The sequence below is a fragment of the Paenibacillus sp. FSL K6-1217 genome (assembly GCF_045040735.1).
Lineage (GTDB): Bacteria > Bacillota > Bacilli > Paenibacillales > Paenibacillaceae > Paenibacillus_AQ.
In genome coordinates this window covers 3,376,413-3,401,359 of sequence record NZ_CP150271.1, presented here as the reverse complement: position 1 = coordinate 3,401,359, position 24,947 = coordinate 3,376,413, and the positions used below count along the sequence as shown (strand labels likewise).

Genomic DNA, 24,947 nt, shown 5'->3' with positions numbered 1-24,947 from the left:
GGGGTAGGATAAAAGATGACCAGAAGCCATAACTGTGGACAATTAACAACAGCGAGCATCGGTGAGACCGTAACATTGAACGGCTGGGTACAGACCCGCCGTGACCTTGGAGGCGTGCTGTTCATTGACCTGCGCGACCGGACAGGGATTGTACAGATTGTCTTCAACCCCGACTATTCCGGCGAAGCGCTGCAGATTGCCGATAAGGTGCGCAGTGAATACGTGCTGTCCGTGACAGGCACCGTGGTGAAGCGTGATGAGGAGACGATTAACCGCAACCTGCCGACCGGTGAGATCGAAGTGCAGATTACAGATATCGAAGTGCTGAATGCGGCCAAGACGCCTCCATTCTTCATCGAAGACGGGGTGGAAGTAGACGAATCCCTGCGCATGAAATACCGTTACCTGGACCTGCGCCGTCCGGAGATGCATAAGACGCTGCTGCTCCGTTCCAAGTCGGCTAAGATCTTCCGCGATTTCCTGGACAATGAAGGCTTCATCGATGTAGAGACTCCGATTCTGACCAAAAGCTCGCCGGAAGGTGCCCGGGACTATCTCGTGCCCAGCCGTGTGCATGAAGGCGAATTCTTCGCGCTTCCGCAGTCGCCGCAGATCTACAAGCAGCTGCTGATGGTCGGCGGTATCGAGCGTTATTACCAGATGGCCCGCTGCTTCCGTGATGAGGACCTGCGCGCTGACCGCCAGCCTGAATTCACGCAGTTCGACATCGAGACCTCGTTCATGCCGCAGGATGAGCTGCTGGCGATGATGGAGAAGCTCATGCAGCGCCTGCTGAAGGAGACGGTTGGGGTAGAGGTATCCGCACCGTTCCAGCGGCTGACCTATGCTGAAGCGATCGGCAAATACGGCTCCGACAAGCCGGACCTGCGGTTTGGCCTGGAGCTGGTAGAGATGAATGACATCGTGGCCGCCAGCGGCGTGAAGGTCTTCGCTTCCGTAATCGAGAAGGGCGGAGAAGTGAAATGTCTGAACGCCAAGGGCTGCGGTACCTGGACCCGCAAGGAGATTGATGATCTTGGACCTTACGCGGCCCGTTACGGCGCCAAGGGCCTGGCCTGGATTCAGGTGAAGGACGGCGAATTCAAGGGACCGATTGTGAAGTTCTTCTCCGAGGAAGAAATCGCTGCCGTGAAGGAGCGCACAGGTGCCGAAGAAGGCGACCTGCTGCTCTTCTCTGCTGATACCAAGAAGGTGGTAGCGGATGTGCTTGGCGCCCTGCGCCTGAAGATTGGCCGCCAGCTTGGCCTGATCGATGACAGTGTGTTCAAATTCGCCTGGGTAACGGAATTCCCGCTGCTCGGCTACGATGAAGACCAGAAGCGTTATGTGGCCGAGCATCACCCGTTCACCCGCCCAATGGACGAAGACCTGCATCTCTTCGATACCGATCCTGGCGCTATCCGCGCACAGGCATATGACCTGGTGCTGAACGGCTATGAGGTAGGCGGCGGTTCCCAACGTATCTACAAGCGTGATGTTCAGGAGAAAATGTTCGCTGCGCTGGGCTTCTCGCAGGAGCTGGCCTATGAGAAATTCGGCTATCTGATGGATGCCTTTGAATACGGCACGCCTCCGCATGGCGGCATCGCGTTCGGCTTCGACCGTCTGATTATGCTGCTGGCAGGCCGCACGAATCTGCGTGAGACCATTGCTTTCCCTAAGACGGCAAGTGCAACGGACCTGCTGATGGATGCCCCGTCCCCGGTCGATGCCGGACAACTGGAGCAGCTGCACATCAAGCTGGCACCGAAGCCGGAGAAGGACAAGAAATAAATCATAGGAGGCTGACATCATGCTGAATCAGTTCTCGCGTACGGAGCTGGCGATCGGGCCGGAGGGCCTGGCGATCATGAAGAACAGCACAGTGGCTGTGCTCGGGATCGGCGGCGTCGGCGCCATGGCGGCGGAAGCCCTGGCCCGGACCGGCATCGGCCGGATTATCCTGATTGACAAGGACTCCGTGGATATTACCAACATCAACCGCCAGCTCCATGCGCTGACGACGACCATCGGCCAGAACAAAACCGATCTGATGGTGGAGCGCATCAAGCTGATCAACCCGGAATGTGAAGCGATTCCCCTGAATATGTTCTACACCGAAGAGACGTACGAGGAGCTGTTCAAATACAAGCTGGACTATGTCATTGACGCTTCGGATACGATTATCTATAAGATTCATCTGATCAAGGAATGCCTGGCGCGGAAGATCCCGCTGATCTCCAGCATGGGAGCGGCCAACAAGATGGACCCGACCCGCTTCCAGGTTGCCGACATCTCCAAGACCACTATGGATCCGATTGCCCGGGTGATCCGTACCAGACTGCGTAAGGAAGGCATCAAGAAGGGCGTGAAGGTGGTCTTCTCCACCGAGAAGCCCGTGAAGCCGCGCGAAGATGTGACGGAGCAGATTGTGCCTGCGAATGCGCCGGACCGGCGCAAGGCGAAGCAGCCTCCGGCCAGTACTTCTTTTGTACCCCCTGTAGTCGGCCTGATTATGGTCAGTGTAACGGTAAGGGATCTGCTCGAAACGGGCGGCATTACATTTGAATAAGGTTTTAACAGGTAAAAGGGTGTGTAGCCGGTTTCCGGCTGTATGCCCTTTTGCGGCTTGAAGCGGTAATAGAAAGGCATAATAGCTATACCGGCGGAGCCGCTGATACCTGATGCGGCGAGCCGGGGAATAGCTGGCGGAACTTGAAAATCAGTGGAGGTTTGTACACATGAAATCGAATGTTTGGCGGAATAGCGTGGGAATGGAACCGGGCGACAACTGGAAACAGGAGTGGGCGGCCGGCATCCTGTCGTATTTCGCTTCGGTATATATTGTAATGGTTAACGCGGCGATCCTGGCAGACGCAGGCATGCCGCTGCGGGCCGGGATGGTAGCCACGCTGCTGACAGCGGTCACGGGCTGCCTGCTGATGGCCTTTGGCGGCAAAACGCCGATTATCGTGGTTCCGGGTATGGGGATCAATGCCTTTTTCACCTACACGCTGGTGCATTCCATGAAGCTGGACTGGCGTGAGGCGCTGGCGGTGGTAGTAGTGACCGGTGTGCTGTTCGCCATTGTGGCCTTCACCTCGCTCTACCGCATTCTCAGCGATGCCATTCCACATAATTTGCAGCATGCGATCACAGTCGGCATCGGGCTGTTCCTGACCTTCATCGGCCTGCAAAAAAGCGGGATTGTCATTGCCCATGCCACCACCTTCGTCGCCATCGGGCATTTCAGCGAGCCTGCGGTCATTACCTCGGTGGTGACGCTGCTGCTGGCGCTGGTGCTGTTCATCCGCGGCACACGCGGCGGACTGCTGATCAGTATGCTCGTGGGCACAGGTCTTGCCTATCTGCTGGGAGCCGCCCATGCGCCGAAGAATACCGAGCCGGGACATGTGTTCAGCGGATACGGCAGCGTGTTCGCCGGTATGGACTGGGGCGGATTCGTCAGCCTGGTCTTTTGGATTGCCGTCTTCCTGCTGCTGTTGATTGTGGTCTTCGAGAATATCGGCCTGATCTCTTCCCAGACGCTGATGGCAGGACGCCCGGAACGCTTCAAAAGCAGTCTGCGGGCGCTCTCGCTCGCCAACATCGCAGCAGGTCTGTTCGGCAGCAGTCCGGTGGTCGCCGCTGCCGAATCTACCGCCGGCATTGCGGCCGGCGGCCGTTCCGGCTTAACCTCGCTTGTCACCGGCCTGCTGTTCGGGGCGACCTTCCTGTTCATCCCGCTGCTGGCTTATGTGCCGGACAGCGCCATTGCGCCGATTCTGATCGTGATCGGCGGCCTGATGGTGCAGAGTGTGCGCGAGATGGATCTCGGTGACATGACCGAGCTGTTTCCGGCGTTCCTGGTGATGGTGATGATTCCCTTCACCTACAGCATCGTGGACGGCATGGCGTTTGGCTTCATCACCTATCCGCTAGTGAAGCTGGCTACCGGCAAAGGCAAGGAGGTTCCTCCGGCGCTGTACGGCATTGCCGGACTGTTCATTGCCAATTTCGTGCTGCATGCGCTGATGGGCTAACGTGAGAGGGGAAGGACTGCTTCCACCTCCTGGTTAGCCGCGGCGCGGGCAGCAGCTTGAAATATATGGCTTTACTGCTCCTGTTGTGATATGATGTACTGCTCACATCACTTAAGGTGCATGCTTCCGAAGCGAGTTATGCTCGAAGAGATTTCAGGAAGTGAATGCCCGCATAACTTTTAGGAGGTAACTGAAATTGGAGGACAACTTTCAAAGTGCCTATCAAGAGGAAGAAGACAGGCTGAACCGCGTGCTGACAGAGATTGACTCGACCCTTGAGCGGCTGCGCTCAACACCGGTGTACACGGGACACGATTATACCGAGCAGGTGCTGGAGGATTCGAGGGAACAGAAGCGCAAAGATCTTGCCAAGCTTAGGCAGGAGCCTTATTTCGGACGGCTTGATTTTCAGGGCAATGACGAGGAAGACCGTAAGGCACTCTATATCGGCAAAATCGGCGTAGACCGCGAGCAGGTAAGCGACCGTCCGCTTGTCATTGACTGGCGGGCACCGGTGGCGAGCCTGTTTTATTCTTTTACCGGAGGAACGGACCCGGCCTCTTATGAAGCACCGGAGGGACTGATTGAAGGGCTGGTCTATCTCAAGCGCAACGTGGTGATCCGCAAGCAGATCCTGGAGCGGGTGGCGGATACGTATAACCGGGACAGCGATGCTCCGGCGGTATCGGATGAATTCCTGGTCTACCGGCTGGGGGAGAACAAGGATAACCGGCTGCGGGATATCGTCTCCACGATCCAGGAGGAGCAGGATAAGATTATCCGGGCGGCCAAGAATACGGCGCTGATCATCCAGGGGGTGGCGGGAAGCGGCAAGACGACCGTTGCGCTGCACCGGCTGGCCTTCTTATTGTATCAATACAAGGAGCAGGTCTCGGCGGAGAAAATGATTATTTTCGCCCCGAACCGGATGTTCCTGGACTATATCTCGGATGTGCTGCCGGAGCTGGGCGTCGGCAATATCGCCCAGAGCACGTTCCCGGACTGGGCGGCAGAGGTGCTGGGCGTAACCTTGCCGGAGCAGGATGCTTCGGAGGTCATGAGCCGCTGGTTCGAGACCGCGGGAGCGATGCCGGTCATCACCGAAGAGACCCCCGGACGCTTCAAAGGCTCTACGGTGCTGATGAGCGTGATTGAATCCAGCGTGAAGCTGCTGGAGACCAGCGCTGTGCCGGAGGGCGATTTCAGCCCGTGGGACGGGGCGGTGCTGCGCCGCGAGATGATTCTGCGCTGGCACAACGAGGAATATGCGCCGTATCCTCCGGCGAAACGCAAGGAGCGCGTGATGGCGCGGCTGCACCGCTGGATCGAGATGGAGCTTAAGAAGAGTCCATCAGCAGCTGCGCTGAAGGAGCGCAAGAAGAAGGGGGCGGCACGCGAGAAGGCTTACAGCGCCAAATGGCCGAAATACGAGCCGCTCGCCATCTACAAGCAGATCTTTCGGGCAGCCAAAGTGCCGGAGGACTGGCCGGCAGCAGCGCCGGAAGAGATTCCGCCAGCCGTGCTGAAGGAGACGGTGAAGGAGCTGAAGAAGGGTATTCTGCGCGAAGAGGATCTTCCTCCGCTGCTCTATATCCATTATCTTCTGAACGGCAATGAGGGAACGGAGCGCTTCGACCATATCGTTATCGATGAAGCGCAGGACTTCTCGCCATTCCAGATCGCCGTACTCGATCTGTATGTGAAGGGACATTCCTTCACGATTCTGGGTGATCTATCGCAGGGCATCCACGCCTATAAGGGAGTGCATGCGTGGAGAGAGATGCAGACATTGTTCGCCGAAGAATACACGGCCTACCACGCCCTTACCCGAAGCTACCGCTCAACGATGGAGATTATTGAGTTCGCCAACGGCATTCTGTCTGCGGGCGTCGGCAGCGAGCTGCTGGCCGTGCCAGTCTTCCGCAGCGGCAATCCTGTGCGGCTGATCTCCTACGAGGAGAATGCGCTGCCGGGAACTGCGACGGCTGCACCGCTGGACCAGCGGCTCAGCGCGGTCAAGAGCGCGCTCTCGCAGCTCTCCGGGCGCGAATACCGCACGGTAGCGGTATTGACCCGCAGCCTGCGGGAAGCCTCTGCGCTGTACGCTGAGCTGGCCGGGCAGTTCGAGGATCTTCATCTGATTGACGGCAGCATCACGGAATACCGCGGCGGCTTGTCAATCCTGCCCGTGTACTTGTCCAAGGGTCTGGAGTTTGATGCCGTCATTCTGGCGGACGCGGACAGCGCCCATTACGGAGCGGCGGCCTGGGATGCCAAGCTGATGTATGTAGGCTGCACGCGCGCCCTGCATGAGCTGTGGCTGCTTAGGGGCGACGAATTACCGCCTTACGTTCAACTGAACGCAGAGGAGACCGTATCCGGCTGGCCGGAGCCAGAGGTGCAATAGGCCAAGAGAGACAGGGTCGAGCGGTCGTGGGAAACCCAACCAGCGGCAATCCCGCTACTGTCCGGTAAAACGGATTCGGCGATTTGGCGAAACAGATCCGCCGAATCGCCGATGTGCCAATGCGCCAATGCGCCAATGCGCCAATGAGCGCAAAGGCGAGTTCGGCTCCTTACGGACTGTAGCGCCCTTATTTTCAGGAAAACGCCACTTTTTGGGCTGTAACGGACCGTAGCGCCTTTATTGTCTCTGTAAGCCATGCTTATGAGCGGAATATCGGCTGATAAGGTCCATGGTGTCCGTAACTTTGCCAAATCATGACCTTCATCCGAAATAAGCGCTCCTCAGTCCGTAACAATCGGCGGAGTTTCCCTGATGGAAGACAAAAAGCAGCGATTCTCCTTTATTGGAGGATCGCTGCTTTGCATTTTGGGGCGGTTCTGTATTATTAAGCCTTACCCTTCGGCTCGAACTGGAACCGCTCCACCTGCCCCTGCATATCGGAGGCCATGCCGGAGAGCGCCGCAGAGGAGGAGGTGATCTCCTCCATGGAAGCAAGCTGCTCCTCCGTAGCTGCGGTAACGCTCTGGAAGGAGTCGAGCGCAGCCTTGGCGATTGTGGCCATCTCCTGGACGGAGGCGGCCACTTCCGAGCTGCTGGCCGACATTTGCTCTGTAATGGCCGAGACCTCATGGATCTGCTCGCCGACCTGCCGGGTGGACTGCTCAATCTGCCGGAAGGCTTCGCTCGCCTCCACGGTAAGCGCCATGCCCTGCTCCACATCCTCTACCACCTTATGCTTCATCGCATCATAAGCGCTGGCGATCAGGCCTACCATCTCGGTGATGGTCTCCTGAATCTGCCCGGCGCTGAGATTCGTGGCCTCCGAGAGCTTGCGCACTTCACCGGCAACCACGGCGAAGCCTCTGCCGTGTTCTCCGGCCCGGGCCGCTTCGATGCCGGCATTCAGCGACAGGAGGTTGGTCTGCTTGGCAATGGCGGAGATCGCCGTGCTGGTCTCTGCCACTCTGGTGCTTAAGCCGTTAAGCTCAGCGATCAGGGTGCCGGACTGCTGCACCGATTCGCGGATCGTCTTCATCTGCTGCAGGGCCTCCTGCATCCGGGAGCTGCCGGTTGCGACATCCGTTTCCGTCAGTATAGCGGCGCTCACAATCGCTTCTGAAGCGGAGGCGATTTTCTGGATGCCGGTGGACATTTCCTCCATGGTCGTAGCGACTTCGGCAGAGGCATAGGCCTGGGTCTCCACGCCCCGGGTGGATTCCTCCACCAGCTCTGTCACATATTCAACTGCCTTGCTGTTCTCGGCGGTGCTGGCCGTGAGCTGTTCACTGGCTGCGGCGAGCTGGCCGGAGGTCTCGGCAACCTCCTGCACCATGGTGCGCAGCGAAGAGACCATTTCATTGTAATTGCCGGCAAGCTGGCCGATCTCATCCCTGCGGCTGGTGTGGACGAATTCATCCAGATAGCCTTCGCTTACGCGCTTGGCCGAATGGTTCAGTCGTTCCAGCGCCCCGGTAATCCGGCGGATAATCAGGAAGGTAATCACGGCAGCGATCAGCAGCGCGGTTACGAGAACGATAGCCGACTTATACAGAATCGGGTAGACCGCCTTCGTATATTCACTCTCCGGAAGCACTCCGGCCAGGGTGAAGCCGGTCAGCTCATTGGTAATGTAGTAACCGTCCATTTGCGTATCGGCTGCAGCATCCTTATAGGAGATTTTACCCGCCGGGCCTTGCTTGGTTCCAGCCGTCATAGCGCCTGTGGCCTCCGAAGCAATCTCCATGGAAGGGTGGTAGATCACCTTGTTATTGCCGTCCAGGATGAAGACATAACCGCTGTCGCCCAGACTGACATTCTTCGCCAAGTCCATAAGCTCCTTCATGCTGATGCTGATCGTAACCGCACCCTTGCCGTCCGGAAAAGCCTTGGAGATCGGCAGAATATAGCTGTTCGTTACTTTGGAGAAAATGGGATCGATCACCGATGTTTTCTCCGGATTCTTAAGTGCATCTATGTACCAGTCGCGTATCCGGGGATCATAATTGTCCGGCTTGGAGTCCGGCGCGAACATATACTTCCCGTCCTCATTACCCACCGCCACGATATCCACTTCGGGATGTTCCAGCTTGAAGTTGTCGATCAGCTTGCGCAGCTGTGCCGGATTGCCCGTAAGCGCAGCGCTGCTCATCTGGTACGCCATCTCGTTCACCCCGGCGCTCTCCAGCAGGATCAGCTGCGACAAGGTTTTATCCAGGAGGTGGATGCTTGAGCGTGTGGTGTCTTCCATTTTGGAGCGCAGAGCCGATTCCGAGGTTTGTGTCGATATGGCCACCAGAGCCAGTGAGGGTAGCACAATTGCTGTAATGATGAGCAGCATCAGTTCAGTTCTGAGCTTCGTGATACGGAATAGGCGCTTTAGGGGTTTTTTCGGTGTTGGCATGGAAGTTCCTCCTGAATGTCTGAATGGATGGGGTTAAAATTTATTTCCATATCTCGAAGTAACTAGATATTTTAATATATATTTCGACATATATCGACTAAATAATTAGTATTTCGTCAAAAAAATCACTCGAATTCGACTATACTCCCTCCTCTTTTCAAGGTTGTACGCTCGCCAGCTTTCAGGTGGAGAACGATTATAACTATTCTTGAACTTGTAACCCGGGGCTGCCTGTGGCTTAATAATAAGTGTCCGGCCGGGCAAGATTACTTCTGGAAGGAGGCTGAAGATGATGTTTTCAGAATACGAGGTGGTTTCCGTCTAAGACGGAGACCTGTTTAAGGGGAGGCCGCGAGGCCTCCTTATGTATAAGCAGCGGATATGTAATTCCGGTTACTACAATATATAGAATGACACTGACCAGCCACTGACAGCTCGCTGATCCATAATGAATGTAGACGATAACCGCAGGGTTTAATATAATGAATTTAGGTGATTTACCAAATTTGAGGAGAAGAAAGGAGGCAGGTGGAATGATTATTCTGAACAGCACAGTGATCGGACTGAACGGAACACACCTGTTGAAGGAGGAAATTGAACGTGAGTTACGTCAATGGAAAGGATGTGCTCCCCCCGGGGCTGCTCGAAGAGCTGCAGAGCTACATACAGGGTGAGCTGCTATACATCCCGAAGAAAGCGGAAGAACGGGTAAGATGGGGCGAGAACAGCGGGTCCCGGCAAGAGATTGCTGCCCGCAACGAGGAGATCTTCTGTAGTCACAGCAGCGGCTGCTCGGTGAACGAGCTGCAGAAGAGATATCATTTATCCGAAGAAAGCATCCGCAAAATCATTTCAAAAATGCGGCAAATGCAGCTGGCAGTGAAGCGTTAGTCCAGGCATTTTGAACACATTCCCAAAACCTGTATAAGTTCTAATCATAGAACAAAGAGCATGGCTCCCGCCGGTGGCGGCGAGGTCATGCTCTTTTTAAAAATATAAGGATTGATAGGTTTCAGCTATAAATGACCGGAACGGTACCGTCCTTCAAAAGCACGGCAAAGCCGTTTCTACTTGCGCTTCCTGAGGTATGGTATGATAGGAGAAGTGTAGTGATTCTATCGAAATCTTAGATGACAGCAAGGAAGTGTAGGGATGGATTTATTCTCGCAGGGTGAAGACCATGGGAGCGGACGGCTGCTTGCAGACCGGATGCGGCCCGGCAATCTGGATGAATATATCGGACAAGAGCATATCGTAGGCAAGGGCAAGCTGCTGCGCAGAGCGATTGAAGCGGACCAGGTCTCTTCGATCCTGCTGTACGGGCCTCCGGGCTGCGGCAAAACGACTCTGGCCCATATCATATCTCATCATACCCAAGGTGAATTTGTGCGGCTGAATGCGGTGGAGGCTTCGGTTAAGGATGTGCGGGAGGTCATTGAACGCGCTCAGAGCAATAAGGCGCTGTACGGCTCGAAGACAATTCTGTTCCTGGACGAGGTACACCGCTTCAACAGCTCCCGTCAGGATGCGCTGCTGCCGGCCGTGGAGAAGGGGACGATCACCTTCATCGGTGCGACAACAGAGAATCCGTTCCATTATGTGAACGGGGCCTTGATGAGCCGCTCGACCTTATTCCAGCTGGAGTCCCTGACCAGCAGCCATAGCCTGATTGCGATGAAGCGGGCGCTTGCTGACGAGCAGAAGGGCCTCGGCTTCATGGATCTGAAGGCAGATGAAGACGCGCTGCTGCATATCGCCACGATGGCGAACGGCGATATCCGCCGCGCCTTGAATGCCTTGGAGCTGGCGGCGATGACTACGGCGCCGGAGCGTGACGGCAGCGTGCATATTACGCTTGCGGTGGCGGAGGAATCGATCCGCCGCCCGATTGTCAAAGCGGACGAATCGACGCAGTACGATGTGCTTTCTGCTTTTCACAAAAGCATCCGCGGCTCCAGTGACGCCGCCCTGTTCTGGTTCCTCTACGCGGTGGAGAAGCTGGGAATGGACCCGATGACCTTCATCCGCCGCCTGATCGCGGCCAGCAGCGAGGATATCGGCCTGGCGAACCCGCAGGCGATGGTTCAGGCGGTCAGTGCGCTGGATGCCTACCGCAATAACGGCTGGCCGGAGGCCAAGCTGAATATTGCTCAGGCGATACTCTTCGCTGTGGAGAGTCCGAAATCAGACGGGGTAGTGACCGCTATCGCGAACGTCATGAACAGCCTGGAGGATCTGAAGTCGGCCGAGGTGCCGCTGCATTTGCGGGATACGCATTATAAAGGTGCGGCCCAGCTGGGCCATGAGGGCTACCAGTACCCGCATAATTTCCCCGGCCACTATGTGAAGCAGGACTATCTGCCGAAGGCGATCTCCCGCAAGGTCTTCTATCAGGCCACCGAGCAGGGCAACGAGGCGAAGATCCGCCATAACCAGCAGCTGCGGCGCGGGCAATAACTCTGTACCACCGTGTTTTTCATACGGTGGTTTTTTTGTGCGTGCAAGTATTTGCGGATGATAAAACACATTGCGCTGGATGAGGGTGTGAGGGCGCAATGTAATCGAAAAACCGACCACATTGCGCCGGATGAGCGTGCGTGGGCCGGATGTATGCAAAATTGCAGGCGGATGGAGTAAAGTGAGGTACTCTTTAAGTGTGGCACCAAAGCTCCAGCTTGGTTTACCCGCCAGGGTTAATTTTGTTATTTTAGAGCCGATTCGACGAACAGGAACAGCCCCGCAGGCGATAAATATGCTGGAAATCGAATTTTTTGCTGGAATACGTATATTTTCCACAAAAAAACGAATGTAAATATATAGAATTAATTTACTATATGTGGTATATATGTAGGTAGGGGTATTTTACCTTAATTTGTAATATAGAGGTGGTAAATGGAACTTATCTGAATACTATGTCTAATATGGACACTGGGGAAGATAGTTGTGCGTGCCTGAGTCCGGATGGACTGAAAAAGTAAGAAATCGAAGGGAGATGAGTAAGGATGAGTCAAAGTAAACGGAAGACCGGCTGTATCGCATCATTCAGCCTGATTCTAGCCTGCACCATTGTATCAGGGACGGCTGTTCACCCGTCTGTCACCGACGCGGCCACCGCCGGCTTCAATTATGCAGAAGCTCTGCAGAAATCCGTCTATTTCTATGAGACCCAGCGTTCCGGCAAGCTGCCGGAGAACAACCGTGTGGAATGGAGAGGCGATTCGGGCCTGCAGGACGGTGCAGATGTCGGCCACGATCTGACGGGAGGCTGGTATGACGCAGGGGATCATGTCAAATTCGGATTTCCGATGGCGTACACCTCAACTATGCTGGCATGGTCAGTCTATGAGTACAAGGATGGTTACGTGAAGTCCGGGCAGCTGGATGAGATTCTGGACAATATCCGCTGGGCAACAGACTATTTTGTGAAAGCGCATACTGCGCCGAATGAGCTGTGGGGACAGGTGGGCAACGGCACGGCGGACCATAACTGGTGGGGACCGGCGGAGGTCATGCCAATGGCGCGCCCGGCCTACAAGATTGATGCTGCACATCCCGGCTCGGATCTGGCTGGTGAGATTGCCGCCGCTCTAGCCTCGGCTTCCATTATTTTCAGGGATTCAGATGCCGCTTATGCGGACAAGCTCCTGCTGCATGCCAAGCAATTATACAATTTTGCCGATACGTACCGGGGGGCTTACTCCGATACCATCACTGACGCCAAGCAGTATTACAATTCATGGAGCAGCTATGCCGATGAATTAAGCTGGGGCGGAATCTGGCTATACTTAGCGACCGGCGAGCAGACCTATCTGGACAAGGCGATTGCCGCCAGTGATCTGTGGGGCACGAACCAGGCCGGTGACTGGGGCTACCAATGGACCCAATCCTGGGATGACAAGCATTATGGTGCGCAGCTCCTGCTGGCCCGCATCACGAATGATCCCAAATTCATTCAATCCACGGAACGCAATATGCAGTTCTGGACGACCGGGGTGAACGGTACCTCTGACCGGGTAGCGTATACTCCAGGCGGGCTGGCCCATCTGGACCAGTGGGGGGCGCTGCGCTATGCGGCTAACCAGGCCTTTATGGCTTTTGTCTATGCAGACTGGGTGACCGATCCCGTGAAAAAAAACACCGCCCAGACCTTCGCGGAGCGGCAGATTAACTATATGCTGGGCGATAATCCGCGGAGTAGCAGCTATGTGATCGGCTTCGGAGCCAATGCACCCCAGCATCCCCATCACCGCACCTCACACGGCTCCTGGAGCGACAGCCAGACTACTCCTGCGAACCACCGGCATGTGCTCTACGGTGCACTGGTTGGCGGACCCTCCAAGACCGATGCCTACACCGATGCGATCAGCGATTATGTCTCCAATGAAGTTGCAACTGATTACAATTCAGCCTTTACCGGCTCTCTGGCCCGGATGATGATGCTCCACGGGCAAGGCCAGCAGCCGCTTGCGAACTTCCCTGCGCTTGAGGTGCGTGAGGATGAGATGTTCACGGAGACTTCCGTGAATGCCAGCGGCAGCAATTTTGTGGAGATCCGCGCGGTCCTCAATAACCGTTCCGCATGGCCTGCCCGCTCCAGCAGCCAGTTGTCCTTCAACTACTATCTGGACATCAGCGAGGCTGTTGCTGCGGGATATGGCCCCGGCGATATCACTGTTAAGGCCGGAGGCTATAACCAGGGAGCCACTGTCTCGCAGCTGCTGCCTTACGATGAAGCGAACCATATCTATTACACCAAAGTAGATTTCTCCGGCACCCCGATCTATCCGGGCGGACAGTCTGCTTACCGCAAGGAGGTTCAGTTCCGCATTGCCGGACCGCTGAACACCACCTTCTGGGACAACAGCAATGACTTCTCCTTCAAGGGAGTGGCTGCGAATGCTTCCTCGGCCACCAAGAATCCTTATATACCGGTATACGACGCAGGTGTCAAAGTGTACGGAGAGCTGCCTTCCGGCGGCGGAACCCCGGGTGAACCGCAGGTTCCGGGACGTCCGTCCGGCCTCCAGGCTGAACCCGGCAATGCCAGCGTGGCCTTGAGCTGGAATGCGGTCAGCGGTGCAACCACGTATACCGTCAAGCGTTCGCTGGTGAGCGGCGGACCCTATACTGCAATTGGTACGTCAACCACAGCGGTCTACAGCGACAGCGGGCTGACGAACGGAGTGGACTATTATTATGTGGTAACTGCATCGAACAGTGTAGGCGAGAGTACGGCATCTGTACAGGCTGCGGCCCGGCCGCGCGAGGGCTCCACGCCGACGACAGGAGCTCTGCGTGTGCAGTATCGCACCAATGATACCAGTCCCGGCGATTCACAGATCCGCAGCCAGTTCCGGATTGTCAATACGGGCACCGAAGCCATTGCGCTCAGCGGGCTGAAGCTGCGCTATTATTACACCGTTGACGGGGACAAGCCGCAGGAATTCCACTGTGATTATGCTCAGGTCGGCAGCGGCAACGTAAGCGGAACCTTCGGGAAGCTTAGTGCGCCTGTTGCACTGGCCGATTCGTATCTGGAGATTTCTTTTGCGGCAGGAGCAGGAAGCCTGGCTCCAGGGGCAGACAGCGGGGAGATTCAAGTGCGCTTCAACAAGTCCGATTGGACGGCCTTCAATGAGAACAACGATTATTCCTATGGCGGTACTCAAGCGACCTTCGCGGATTGGAACAAAGTCACCCTGCACCGTGCAGGAACGCTTGTCTGGGGCCTCGAACCCTAAATCATACCAGAGAGGAAGTATGCCGAAATGATGAAGCTAAGTTCATTCAAGAAACCGCTTTCTATCGCGCTGAGTGCTGTCCTCACCTTGTCTCTCACCAGCGGGATCATCAATTTCCATCCGGGAACCGCCAAGGCGGCATCGGTGGAGAAGACCAGATTCCTGCAATTATATGACCAGTTGAAAAACCCGGCAAGCGGCTATTTCTCGGCTGAAGGCATCCCGTATCACTCGGTGGAGACCCTGCTTAGCGAGGCGCCCAACTATGGGCATATGACTACCTCCGAGGCCTACAGCTACTGGATGTGGCTTGAAGTGCTGTACGGCCATAACACCGGAGACTGGAGCAAGCTCGAAGCGGCCTGGGACAACATGGAGAAATACATTATTCCGGTCAATGAAGGCGACGGGGTGCAGGAGCAGCCGACCATGAGCAGCTACAACCCGAACAGCCCGGCGACCTACGCCTCCGAGCTGTCTCAGCCGGATCAGTATCCAAGTGCACTGAACGGCAAGTATACCCCGGGTAAGGACCCGCTGGATGCCGAGCTGAAGGCCACCTATGGCAATAACCAGACCTATCTGATGCACTGGCTGGTGGATGTGGACAACTGGTACGGCTTCGGCAATCTGCTGAATCCTACGCACACCGCCAGCTATGTGAACACCTTCCAGCGCGGAGTGCAGGAATCGGTCTGGGAGGCCGTAGGCCACCCTTCACAGGATAACAAGACGTTCGGCAAAGCCAATGAAGGCTTCATGACCCTGTTCACCAAGGAAAATAGCGCACCTTCCGCACAATGGCGGTATACGAATGCTACGGATGCGGATGCGCGGGCTGTGCAGGCCATGTACTGGGCCAAGGACCTTGGTTATACGAATACGGTCTATCTGAACAAAGCTAAAAAAATGGGCGATTTCCTGCGCTACGGCATGTACGATAAGTATTTCCAGAAGGTCGGCAGTGCCGCTGACGGGACGCCTGAAGCGGGAACCGGCAAGGATTCCAGCCAGTATCTGCTGGCCTGGTATACGGCCTGGGGCGGCGGCCTGGGAACCGGCGGAGACTGGGCCTGGAGAATCGGCGCCAGCCATGCGCACCAGGGGTACCAGAATGTGGTTGCAGCCTATGCGCTGTCGACCGCAGCCGGAGGGCTGATTCCGTCTTCGGCAACGGCCGGAACGGACTGGGGCAAATCGCTGACCCGCCAGCTGGAATTCTACAACTGGCTGCAATCGGCTGAAGGGGCTATTGCGGGCGGTGCGACGGGCAGCTATGGCGGCTCCTACAGCGCTTATCCGGCAGGAACAAGCACCTTCTACGGCATGGCCTACGACGAGGCTCCTGTCTATCATGACCCGCCATCCAACAACTGGTTCGGGATGCAGTCCTGGAGCATGGAACGGGTAGCAGAGCTGTATTATATCCTGGCTTCCAGCGGGGACACCACCTCGGCTAACTTCAAAATGGCCAAGCGGGCCATTGAGAACTGGATTGACTGGTCTACAGATTATGCCTTTGCGGGCAGCCGTCCGGTAACGGATGCCGCCGGCTATTATCTGGATCAGCAAGGAAACCGGATTCTGGGCGGAGATGATCCGCAGGTTGCCACCGTATCCGCACCCGGCGAGTTCTGGATTCCGGGTAATGTGGAGTGGCATGGACAGCCGGATACCTGGAGCGGGTTCAGCTCTTTTAACGGCAATAGTGGCCTGAACGCAGTGACCAAAGATCCGGGACAGGATAGCGGTGTGCTGGGCAGTTACATTAAAGCGCTCACCTTCTTTGCCGCAGGGAATAAAGCGGAGCATGGCAGCAATACCGCGCTCGGCGGAACCGCTTCACAATTGGCCAAATCCTTGCTGGATACGGCTTGGGGCTACAATGACGGAGTGGGCATTACGACACTTGAGAAGCGTGCGGATTATTTCCGGTTCTTCACCAAAGAGGTCTATTTCCCGGCAGGCTGGAGCGGTACCTTCGGCCAAGGAAATACCATACCGGGCAACGCCACCGTACCTTCCGATCCGGCCAAGGGCGGTAATGGAGTGTATGCGAGCTACACCGATGTGTATCCGGATATCAAAAATGATCCCAAGTGGAGTTATCTGGAAGACAAATACAATAGCTCCTACAACACAGCAACTAAAACTTGGGAGAATGGCGCACCTGAGTTCACTTATCACCGCTTCTGGTCACAAGTGGACATGGCTACAGCCTATGCCGAATATGACCGCTTGATCAATAACGGCAGCGGCCCAACGCCAACGCCGACGACTACACCGACGGCAACACCAACAGCTACGCCGACAACAGCACCATCCGCCACACCGACAGCTACACCGACAACAGTGCCAACAGCTACACCGACAGTAGTTCCGACAGCTACACCGACAGTCGCACCCACCGCTACGCCTGCCGTAGGGAATCTGGCCGTTCAATACCGTACAACGGATACGAACGCTACAGATGCGCAGTTCCGTCCGCAGCTGCGGATTGTCAATAACGGGACCACAGCGGTAGACCTCAGCAAAGTTAAGGTACGGTATTACTACACGATTGACGGCGAGCGGGCACAGCAGTTCAATGTCGATTATGCGGCTCTCGGCGGCAGCAATGTGCTGGGCAGCTTCGTGAAGCTTGAGCCTGCAGTTACAGGAGCGGACCACTATGTGGAGATTTCCTTTAGTGCGGGCGCGGGCAGTCTTGCTCCGGGTGCGAATACCGGCGAGATTCAACTGCGCATTAACAAGACCGACTGGAGCAATTACAATGAGGCGGACGATTACTCCTATGATTCAAGCATAACGGCTTTCACGGACTGGAACCGGGTGCCGCTGTATCTGAACGGTATGCTGGTCTGGGGCGTTCAGCCGCAATAAGGCTGCCGTCCGGTAAGCCAGTCCCGGCGTGACTCTGTATTCTGATTAATCAAAGACAAAGAACCTTCAACTCCACACACTGTGGTTTTGAAGGTTCTTTTGTGTGGTTGAGGTGCAGTTCAGGCAGGAGATGCCTTACACCTGCGTAAGCGGCGCGACCTTGTCGGCCGTCTCAATCGTTCCGCCGCCAAGGCAGGTGTCGCCCAGATAGAACACGACGGCTTGTCCGGGCGTAATCGCCTTCTGCTGAACATCAAAGGCCACATGGACGGTTCCATCAGCCTGCTTCGTCAGGGTAACGCCCTGATCCGGCTGGCGGTAGCGGAACTTGGCGGTGCACTTCAGCGGCGTATCGCCGAGTGTAGCCGGATCAATCCAGTTCACCCCAGAGGCCATGAGGCTGGTCGAGTACAGGCTGATGTGCTTCTCGCCTTGCACCACATACAGAGTATTGCTTGCCAGATCCTTCTCGGCTACGAACCAGGGTTCGCCTGTACCGGAGCCGCCGATACCAAGCCCCTGGCGCTGGCCCAGCGTGTAGTACATGAGGCCGTCATGGCGGCCCTTTACTTCGCCCGTAGCGATATCGACCATATTGCCTGACTGTGCAGGCAGGTATTGGCTCAAGAATTCGCGAAAATTGCGTTCTCCGATGAAGCAGACGCCGGTGCTGTCCTTTTTCTTCGCGGTATAGAGTCCGGCTTCCTCGGCAATCCGGCGTACCTCCGGCTTCGGCAGATGTCCGATCGGGAACATGGCCTTCGAGAGCTGGTACTGGTTCAGCGCATTGAGGAAATACGTCTGGTCCTTGTTATTGTCCACTCCGCGCAGCAGCTTGAACAGACCGTCTTCTTCCACGACCCGGGCGTAATGCCCTGTAGCGACATAATCCGCGCCAAGCTGCAGCGCCTTGTTCAGGAATTCGCCGAACTTGATCTCGCGGTTGCACATCACATCCGGATTCGGGGTCCGGCCAGCCTTATATTCTTCAAGGAAATAGGAAAAGACTTTATCAAAGTATTCCTTCTCGAAATTAACGGTATAGTAAGGAATATCGATCTGCTCGCAGACGCGGCGCACATCCTCGGCATCGGTCTCGGCCGTACATACGCCGAACTCGTCGGTATCATCCCAATTCTTCATGAAGATGCCGATGACGTCATATCCCTGCTGCTTCAGCAGCAGCGCTGTAACAGAGGAATCCACTCCGCCCGACATCCCGACGACGACCCGGATATCCTGATTAGCTTTTGTCATCGTGATCACCATTTTCTGTACACAAAATACCGGCGTTCCTACTGAACACCCGGCTCATTGTGTATTATAACATACCTGTCTACCCCAAACGAGGACACGGCTGCTCTAAATTATAGCGAAAAACGGCCCTGAATGGACCATATGTCCACCAGTGGTGAACAAAATCGTGAATTATTAGCGTTTGCTGTTCCAAATGTGTCCATGGATATGATAACATAAGCTGAGAGCAGACATCGGAATACGTTGATATGACATATCGCATGTCGAGTCACGCTGAATAACCACAACAGAACCAGCAACTATACGAAAGAGGTGCCCCTTTGAAAATATCAACCAAAGGACGTTACGGATTAACCATTATGATGGAGCTTGCCCTGAAATTCGGCGAAGGTCCTACATCACTTAAGAGCATCGCCGAGAAAAACGGACTGTCCGAGCATTACCTGGAGCAGCTCATCGCCCCGCTGCGCAATGCAGGCCTGGTGAAGAGCATCCGCGGAGCCTACGGCGGTTATATTCTGTCCCGCGAGACCAACACTATTACCGCCGGAGATATCATCCGCGTCCTGGAAGGCCCGATCTCCCCGGTAGACTTCACCGAAGAAGACGACCCGGCCAAGCGCGACCTCTGGCTGCGAATCCGCGACAGCATCGCCGATGTGCTGGATTCCACCACCTTATCCGACCTGATCAACTTCAAGGAAGAGAGCCAGGCGGACAATTATATGTTCTATATCTAAAAATCGAAAGACCCCTCAAGCCATCCCGGCTTTGAAGGGTCTTTTGTCTATTACAACTGATAGAGCTTATTCACTGGGCTTATCCTTCTTCGTATGGTACGCCTTGGCCGCTTCCTTGCGCTCTAGCAGATCAGAGCGGAAGAATAAGCGTTCGCGGCTTGTCTCCTTCACCGGCTTCAACTTTCCGTTCTTCACGAAACCGTGAATTTTTTGCCGCGAGGATTCCAGAATCTCCATCGCTTCCGAGACGCCGCAGACTTCACGCGAGATCCATTCGGCCAGCTCTTCTTTGCTATTGAAGGTATACATTACCAACCAACCTTTACTAAAGTAACTACGGTGAGCAGTAGGGCAATGACGCTGAAGGTGAAGGCAGTAAGAATAATAGTTTCATAATTCTTTTTGGTCATGTTGACGGCTCCTCAAACCTTTGATTTAAACATGCTATAATGTGAAGTGAAAGACGCTCTTTTTTGTCTCCCTACTTCTCACCCCTTTTCGAGGTCGAGTTTCGGGCTGTGTTACTTAGTAGCACTTTGACAAAGGCGATGATCGAGAGGACCAAAGCAAGGAATGAGTTGATTCAAGACGATGATTGCAGTCACCGCTTTGATGCGTTCAACTTTTTCTCAGAGCGTCTTTCGCTTCTTGAATTCAATTGTATCACCTCCTCTCTTTATATATTAATTATTCTAATTTACTTAACGATTGTAAGGGAACTGACAGACTCTTGATCAGTGCGAAGGAATAGATGTGCGCAGGCTGTCCGTGGAAATCAAGGAGATGCTGATACGCAAGCTGAAGGAGGTTGGACTTTAGTGCAAACATATGTTCCCCATAAGCTGATGCCTTGGGTTACCTTTGGCAATGATACTGTCAATCTGAAGGCAGGCGCACCGGCAGAAGTAAAGCTGCTTTATGAGAAGCTGAAGGCAGATATGAAAAAGTCATATGATACAGCGTTTCCGAAGGATGGAACTTTCCCGAAACTATAAGTTTCTCCAAAACAAGGGGGCGATGCCGTCTTTTTGATATTGCAGACAATAAGACCCCTCAAGAAGACCCCTCAAGCCATCTGGCTTTGCCCTCTGGTTTTGTGCAGATGGTACAGCTCCGCCAGTCTTGCGTGAGTGGGCAGCATTAGCGCCGCCCCGGACAGCACCAGTGCAGCGCCGATGATAACCCAAATATTACATTCAGCATGATTATTTCCGCCCTTTATATAAGGCCTGTAGCCCTGTTAAGGCAGTTCACCGAAGACCTTTGTTTTTTGAAAAATTGCTCTTACATATTCTAACGACAAATAAATGTTTTCTCCATTCTCAATCTGAGTTTTAATAACATAATTGATTTCACCCAGCTCATGTTTTTCCTTTACGATATCTGAAAACTGAATTTCCAGCATGAAAAGCGAATGCATTGCCCCCGCAAAAGAACTGCGAAGAATTTCTCCGGCTAAAAAGCATCTCATTACTCGCCCGGCCTCATCTCGAATGCTACTGAGAACAACTGCTCTTTCAACTGTTTTACGCACTAGTATCCTCCTGCGTATGCCCGCCAGCAAATTGTATCGTCCAAACGGTTTATGTTGTGATTGGGTGGAGAGTAGGGGACGCAACCCCTGCTCTCCGGGAACCTATTTACGTTTGCCGCCACGGCTGCGTTTGGTTCCTTTCTTTTTGTCCTTAAGCAGCAATGTTGCGGTAATGAGTGGATGATTGCTATAAGGAGCGTTACCCAATCTTTCATATGCTTGTTCATCTCCTTTCTGGAAGTGGTCATCTGGTGAGGCAGAGGCGTGTGACGCCGAATGTGGTCGAAAAACCGACCACAATGGCGATGCCGCAGGCATTTTGTTCTTTGATCTCCAATCCATCTGCATATGATCTTTATCTGTATAGGGTAACCTTTATGGTATACTTCGGTAGTTCTGTGAGCATTACGTTCCTGGTTCTACAAAAAGGGTGAGGTTATGACATGTCAAAAACGATATTGATTGTAGAAGATGAGAATATTTTACGTGAAATCATGAAGGATTATCTGCTGGAAGAGGGGTATCGCGTGATTGAAGCTATCGACGGGAAACAGGCAATCTCGTTATTTCAGGAGCATGAGGTGGACTTGATTTTACTGGACATCATGTTGCCGGAATTGGATGGATGGTCTGTGTGCAGGCGAATCCGCAAGACATCAAATGTGCCAATTATCATATTGACGGCCCGTTCGGATGAGGACGATACTTTGCTTGGGTTCGAGCTTGGCGCAGACGACTACGTTACCAAGCCTTACCGCCCTCTAATTCTGTTGGCACGAGTGAAGCGGCTGCTAGAGAGCAGGTATGCCGGCGGGCATGACAGCGACACGTTGTCCGGCGGAGGCATTTCGATCCATTTTCCCTCGCGAACCGTTTCGGTTGACGGCACCAGCTCCGGTCTAACGCATACGGAATTCGAAATATTGGCCTATCTGCTGCAAAACAAAGGGATCATTATCAGCAGAGAGCAACTGATTACGAAAATTTGGGGATATGATTTCGCAGGCGATGATCGTACGGTCAACAGCCATATCCGCAATTTGCGTTCCAAGCTGGGGGAACATGCCAAGCAGATTGTTACGGTGGTGCGTTCAGGATATAAATTTGAGGAAGAGCTATGAAAAAGGGGATTGTGCTAAAACTGTTCCTGTTGACAGCGGGCTTGTGCCTGTTCCTGATCGCCGTTATTTTTATCCTGCAAACCGTATTTTTCAAACAGTTCTATGTTCATCAGAAAATGAAGGACGTTAACGCGGCGGTTCAGGCTTATGAACAGGACTACCTGAAGCATGCCTCGAACACGCAGAAGATGGCCAGGCTGGAGCAGGACTTTTTTCAAAAGCATAACACCTGGATCACGGCTTTGGACACCCGCGGAAATGTAAAATATGCCGATGATTTCTTCATGGAAATTAAGCTGAATCCTTCGGAAGAACCGGCGCTTTCCGGCAAAACGATAACCGTACCTTTATACAGTTTTATCAGCGTAGAGGACTTCAGCAGCAATAAAACGTTCCTCACTCCCTGGATTGAAGAAGGGGGAGAGATCGCAATAGAAGGCTTGATCATGAACAACCAGCCAGTGATTCAGCGGATGGGCAGGAACCCTTCCAATCTGAGAGATGAGAGCCGGCTGGAGAATCATCAGATGGTGAGCAAAGAGTACGAGGTCCTCGAACAAACGGACGCGGTCCAATATCGTGAGCAATATTCCACCTTTCTGGTCAAAGGAACCATTACGAAGGTTCGGGTACCGGAAGGGGCCGGAGTCTCGCGTTACACCAATCACCTGTTCCTGGACCGCATCAAGGCTTTCCAGGCGGATCTATTGTACGGCGACTTTAAGGAGGGTGCCAACGCAAAACAGATCATAGATGTTGAAGAAAATCACGTGAACTACAAAATTTTCGTGGACCGCACCCAAGATAGCGACGGAAATCCGGCCTACCTGTTCGCGATGACCTCACTGCAGCCTGTGAATGAAGCCGTAGGAATCATCAAAGACTACTACGTGTATATCGTTATTGTGACCTTGCTGCTCGCACTGCTCGCATCGTTCTACTACTCCCGTCAGATTGCCCGGCCGTTGCTGCGCATCAACCGTACCACCCGGCAAATGGCGGACCTCGATTTTTCGGAGAAAATTCCTGTCACAACGAAGGATGAAATCGGAGACTTGTCGGGCAGCATTAATGAGCTTTCTGAGCGCCTGCACTCCCATATCCTCCAGCTTGAACAGGACATCGAGAAGGAAAAGCAACTGGAGCATACACGGAAAGAATTTATATCCGGCGTATCCCATGAGCTGAAGACTCCGTTAAGCGTGATTCAGAGCTGCCTTGCCATTTTGAATGACGGGGTTGCCAGCCATAAGCGGGATCACTATTTTGCGGCAATGGAAGACGAAGTCGGCCGGATGAATGTGCTGATCACGGATATGCTGGAATTGGCAAAATATGAATCGGGTACGTATAAAATGGACGTCGGTTCGTTCTCCATCGATGCAGTCATCAGGCGGGTATGCGCTAAATTAACGCCGGATTTTGCAGCCAAGCAGCTGCTTCTCCACACTTCGCTTATCCCTGCCCAAGTCGAGGGTAACGAGCGTCGTATAGAGCAGGTCCTCGTCAATTTCCTTACCAACGCGATTTCGTATACGCCGGAGCAAGAATCTATATTCGTAACCACTTCGGAAGAGAGGGACACCATTCAAATTAGTATCGAAAATAAAGGTGCCTATATCCCGGACGAGCAGCTGGAGAAAATTTGGGACCGTTTCTACCGCGGTGAAACCTCCCGCCACCGGTCAACCGGAGGGACGGGGCTGGGTCTTGCCATTTCCAAGAAAATTCTGGAGATGCACGGTGCGGCTTACGGCGTGAACAATACCGCCGATGGAGTGATGTTTTATTTTCAATTGAATAAAAAAGCGTAGGAATACGGAAAAAAGTGCAGACCTTGGTTCTGCGCTTTTTTTTGTTCTTTTTTGATACAGCATTGATTTCCTCTGCACTTGTTCTGCATCTCTCCCTGTTAATCTTTCTATTAGAGAGAGAGGGGGGGGATTGAACATGACAGCAAAATCAAAGATCCGCAGACGGCGAGCCATGTTTCTTGCAGCCGTTGGCCTGCTTGGTTTGGGTCTAATGAGATGGCTGCCATTTGATAGGACCGTCATTGCTGAGGAGTATGGAGAACAGTCTGTGCACCAGCTTGCTGCGAGGAATGTCAGTGAGGCTAATGTGGTAAGCAAGGGGGCTAGACCGGCAGGGAAGATCGTCTATTTAACGTTTGACGACGGTCCCAGCGAGTTGACGGGGGAATTTCTTGACGTGTTATAGCAACATGGCGTCAAGGCCACTTTTTTCATGCAAGGCAGCCAATTGCAGCGAAAAAGTCTGCAAGGCGAGGTGAGGCGCGCTGTACGGGAGGGGCATTATGTCGGAGGACACAGTATGACTCACCAGAACAAGAAGCTGTACGAAGAAGGGCAATTCGTATCTGAGATGAAAGCAAATTTGGCACTGATCCATGATATCACGGGTGAACAACCCCATTTAGTGCGTCCGCCGTACGGTTCGGTGCCTGGACTGAACGATAAGAAGCTTCGCGACCAAATCGCTAATGAGGGAATGAAAATTTGGGATTGGACGATTGAATCGAACGACTGGAGTCTGAAGGACCATCCGGAGCAGATCGTCGAAAACATCAAAAAAGCGACGAAGGTCGATCTGGAGGTGGTACTGATGCACGAAAAACCGCAAACGCTGCAGGTTCTTCCGGAAATCATTGCCTTTTATCAGGAAAAAGGGTACCAGTTTGGCGTTTATTCGGATGACGCACATTTTCACCTGAATTTCCAGAAGGATGACCGCTTATAG

The 24,947-nt window shown here is 54.0% G+C and carries 17 protein-coding genes and 1 pseudogene; 13 read left to right on the top strand and 5 right to left on the bottom strand.

Annotated features, from left to right (window positions below; translation table 11 throughout):
• The first annotated feature begins 15 nt into the window (after window positions 1-15).
• The 4 genes from aspS to MHH28_RS14955 all read left to right on the top strand — a co-directional run bounded on the left by aspS (window position 16) and on the right by MHH28_RS14955 (window position 6,450).
• A complete protein-coding gene (gene aspS, locus MHH28_RS14970) occupies window positions 16-1,794 on the top strand; it encodes an aspartate--tRNA ligase (protein ID WP_405116196.1) in 1,779 nt (592 codons plus the stop codon).
• 19 nt (window positions 1,795-1,813) lie between these two features.
• Entirely contained in the window at window positions 1,814-2,572 is a 759-nt protein-coding gene (locus MHH28_RS14965) for a ThiF family adenylyltransferase (protein ID WP_405116193.1), read from the top strand.
• 169 nt (window positions 2,573-2,741) lie between these two features.
• Window positions 2,742-4,043 carry an NCS2 family permease gene (locus MHH28_RS14960; protein WP_405116190.1) on the top strand — a complete coding sequence of 434 codons (1,302 nt, stop codon included), beginning with the start codon at window positions 2,742-2,744 and terminating at the stop codon, window positions 4,041-4,043.
• Window positions 4,044-4,239: 196 nt separating this feature from the next.
• On the top strand, window positions 4,240-6,450 hold the full coding sequence (locus MHH28_RS14955) for a HelD family protein (protein ID WP_405116188.1): 2,211 nt from the start codon (window positions 4,240-4,242) through the stop codon (window positions 6,448-6,450).
• A 445-nt stretch (window positions 6,451-6,895) separates the two neighbouring features.
• Here MHH28_RS14955 and MHH28_RS14950 read toward each other — a convergent pair whose 3' ends face one another.
• A complete protein-coding gene (locus tag MHH28_RS14950; RefSeq protein ID WP_405116184.1) occupies window positions 6,896-8,911 on the bottom strand; it encodes a methyl-accepting chemotaxis protein in 2,016 nt (671 codons plus the stop codon).
• A 600-nt stretch (window positions 8,912-9,511) separates the two neighbouring features.
• Here MHH28_RS14950 and MHH28_RS14945 point away from each other — a divergent pair.
• The 4 genes from MHH28_RS14945 to MHH28_RS14930 all read left to right on the top strand — a co-directional run bounded on the left by MHH28_RS14945 (window position 9,512) and on the right by MHH28_RS14930 (window position 17,535).
• Window positions 9,512-9,802: a CD3324 family protein gene (locus MHH28_RS14945; RefSeq protein ID WP_405116181.1), complete on the top strand. Its 291-nt coding sequence runs from the start codon at window positions 9,512-9,514 to the stop codon at window positions 9,800-9,802.
• Between the two features lie 261 nt (window positions 9,803-10,063).
• A complete protein-coding gene (locus MHH28_RS14940) occupies window positions 10,064-11,368 on the top strand; it encodes a replication-associated recombination protein A (protein ID WP_405116178.1) in 1,305 nt (434 codons plus the stop codon).
• Between the two features lie 545 nt (window positions 11,369-11,913).
• Window positions 11,914-14,652 (top strand): glycoside hydrolase family 9 protein, encoded by a 2,739-nt coding sequence (locus MHH28_RS14935; protein WP_405116175.1) that lies wholly within the window; start codon window positions 11,914-11,916, stop codon window positions 14,650-14,652.
• 30 nt (window positions 14,653-14,682) lie between these two features.
• The gene (locus MHH28_RS14930; protein WP_405117107.1) at window positions 14,683-17,535 is read left to right on the top strand and encodes a glycoside hydrolase family 48 protein; all 2,853 of its coding nucleotides are present in this window, start codon (window positions 14,683-14,685) and stop codon (window positions 17,533-17,535) included.
• Window positions 17,536-17,670: 135 nt separating this feature from the next.
• On the opposite strand, the gene mnmA is transcribed toward MHH28_RS14930, so the two are convergent.
• Window positions 17,671-18,792: a tRNA 2-thiouridine(34) synthase MnmA gene (gene mnmA / locus MHH28_RS14925; protein WP_405116172.1), complete on the bottom strand. Its 1,122-nt coding sequence runs from the start codon at window positions 18,790-18,792 to the stop codon at window positions 17,671-17,673.
• 320 nt (window positions 18,793-19,112) lie between these two features.
• Here mnmA and cymR point away from each other — a divergent pair, with 320 nt between their 5' ends.
• Window positions 19,113-19,532: a cysteine metabolism transcriptional regulator CymR gene (gene cymR, locus MHH28_RS14920; RefSeq protein ID WP_036732323.1), complete on the top strand. Its 420-nt coding sequence runs from the start codon at window positions 19,113-19,115 to the stop codon at window positions 19,530-19,532.
• Between the two features lie 66 nt (window positions 19,533-19,598).
• On the opposite strand, the gene MHH28_RS14915 is transcribed toward cymR, so the two are convergent.
• The gene (locus MHH28_RS14915; protein WP_405116170.1) at window positions 19,599-19,841 is read right to left on the bottom strand and encodes a helix-turn-helix domain-containing protein; all 243 of its coding nucleotides are present in this window, start codon (window positions 19,839-19,841) and stop codon (window positions 19,599-19,601) included.
• 509 nt (window positions 19,842-20,350) lie between these two features.
• On the opposite strand from MHH28_RS14915, the gene MHH28_RS14910 reads away from it, so the two are divergent.
• Window positions 20,351-20,527 (top strand): hypothetical protein, encoded by a 177-nt coding sequence (locus MHH28_RS14910; protein WP_405116168.1) that lies wholly within the window; start codon window positions 20,351-20,353, stop codon window positions 20,525-20,527.
• 245 nt (window positions 20,528-20,772) lie between these two features.
• Here MHH28_RS14910 and MHH28_RS14905 read toward each other — a convergent pair whose 3' ends face one another.
• Together MHH28_RS14905 and MHH28_RS14900 are read right to left on the bottom strand one after the other, a co-directional pair.
• Window positions 20,773-21,066 (bottom strand): hypothetical protein, encoded by a 294-nt coding sequence (locus MHH28_RS14905; protein ID WP_405116166.1) that lies wholly within the window; start codon window positions 21,064-21,066, stop codon window positions 20,773-20,775.
• A gap of 102 nt (window positions 21,067-21,168) precedes the next feature.
• Window positions 21,169-21,414, bottom strand: a complete 246-nt coding sequence (locus MHH28_RS14900; protein WP_405116164.1) for a hypothetical protein — start codon at window positions 21,412-21,414, stop codon at window positions 21,169-21,171.
• Between the two features lie 95 nt (window positions 21,415-21,509).
• On the opposite strand from MHH28_RS14900, the gene MHH28_RS14895 reads away from it, so the two are divergent.
• The 3 genes and pseudogenes from MHH28_RS14895 (at window position 21,510) to MHH28_RS14885 (ending at window position 24,947) form a co-directional block, all read left to right on the top strand.
• Entirely contained in the window at window positions 21,510-22,187 is a 678-nt protein-coding gene (locus MHH28_RS14895) for a response regulator transcription factor (RefSeq protein ID WP_405116162.1), read from the top strand.
• A complete protein-coding gene (locus tag MHH28_RS14890) occupies window positions 22,184-24,001 on the top strand; it encodes a sensor histidine kinase (RefSeq protein ID WP_405116160.1) in 1,818 nt (605 codons plus the stop codon). Before MHH28_RS14895 ends, MHH28_RS14890 begins: the two co-directional genes overlap by 4 nt.
• Window positions 24,002-24,212: 211 nt before the next feature.
• A pseudogene (locus MHH28_RS14885) lies at window positions 24,213-24,947 on the top strand (polysaccharide deacetylase family protein).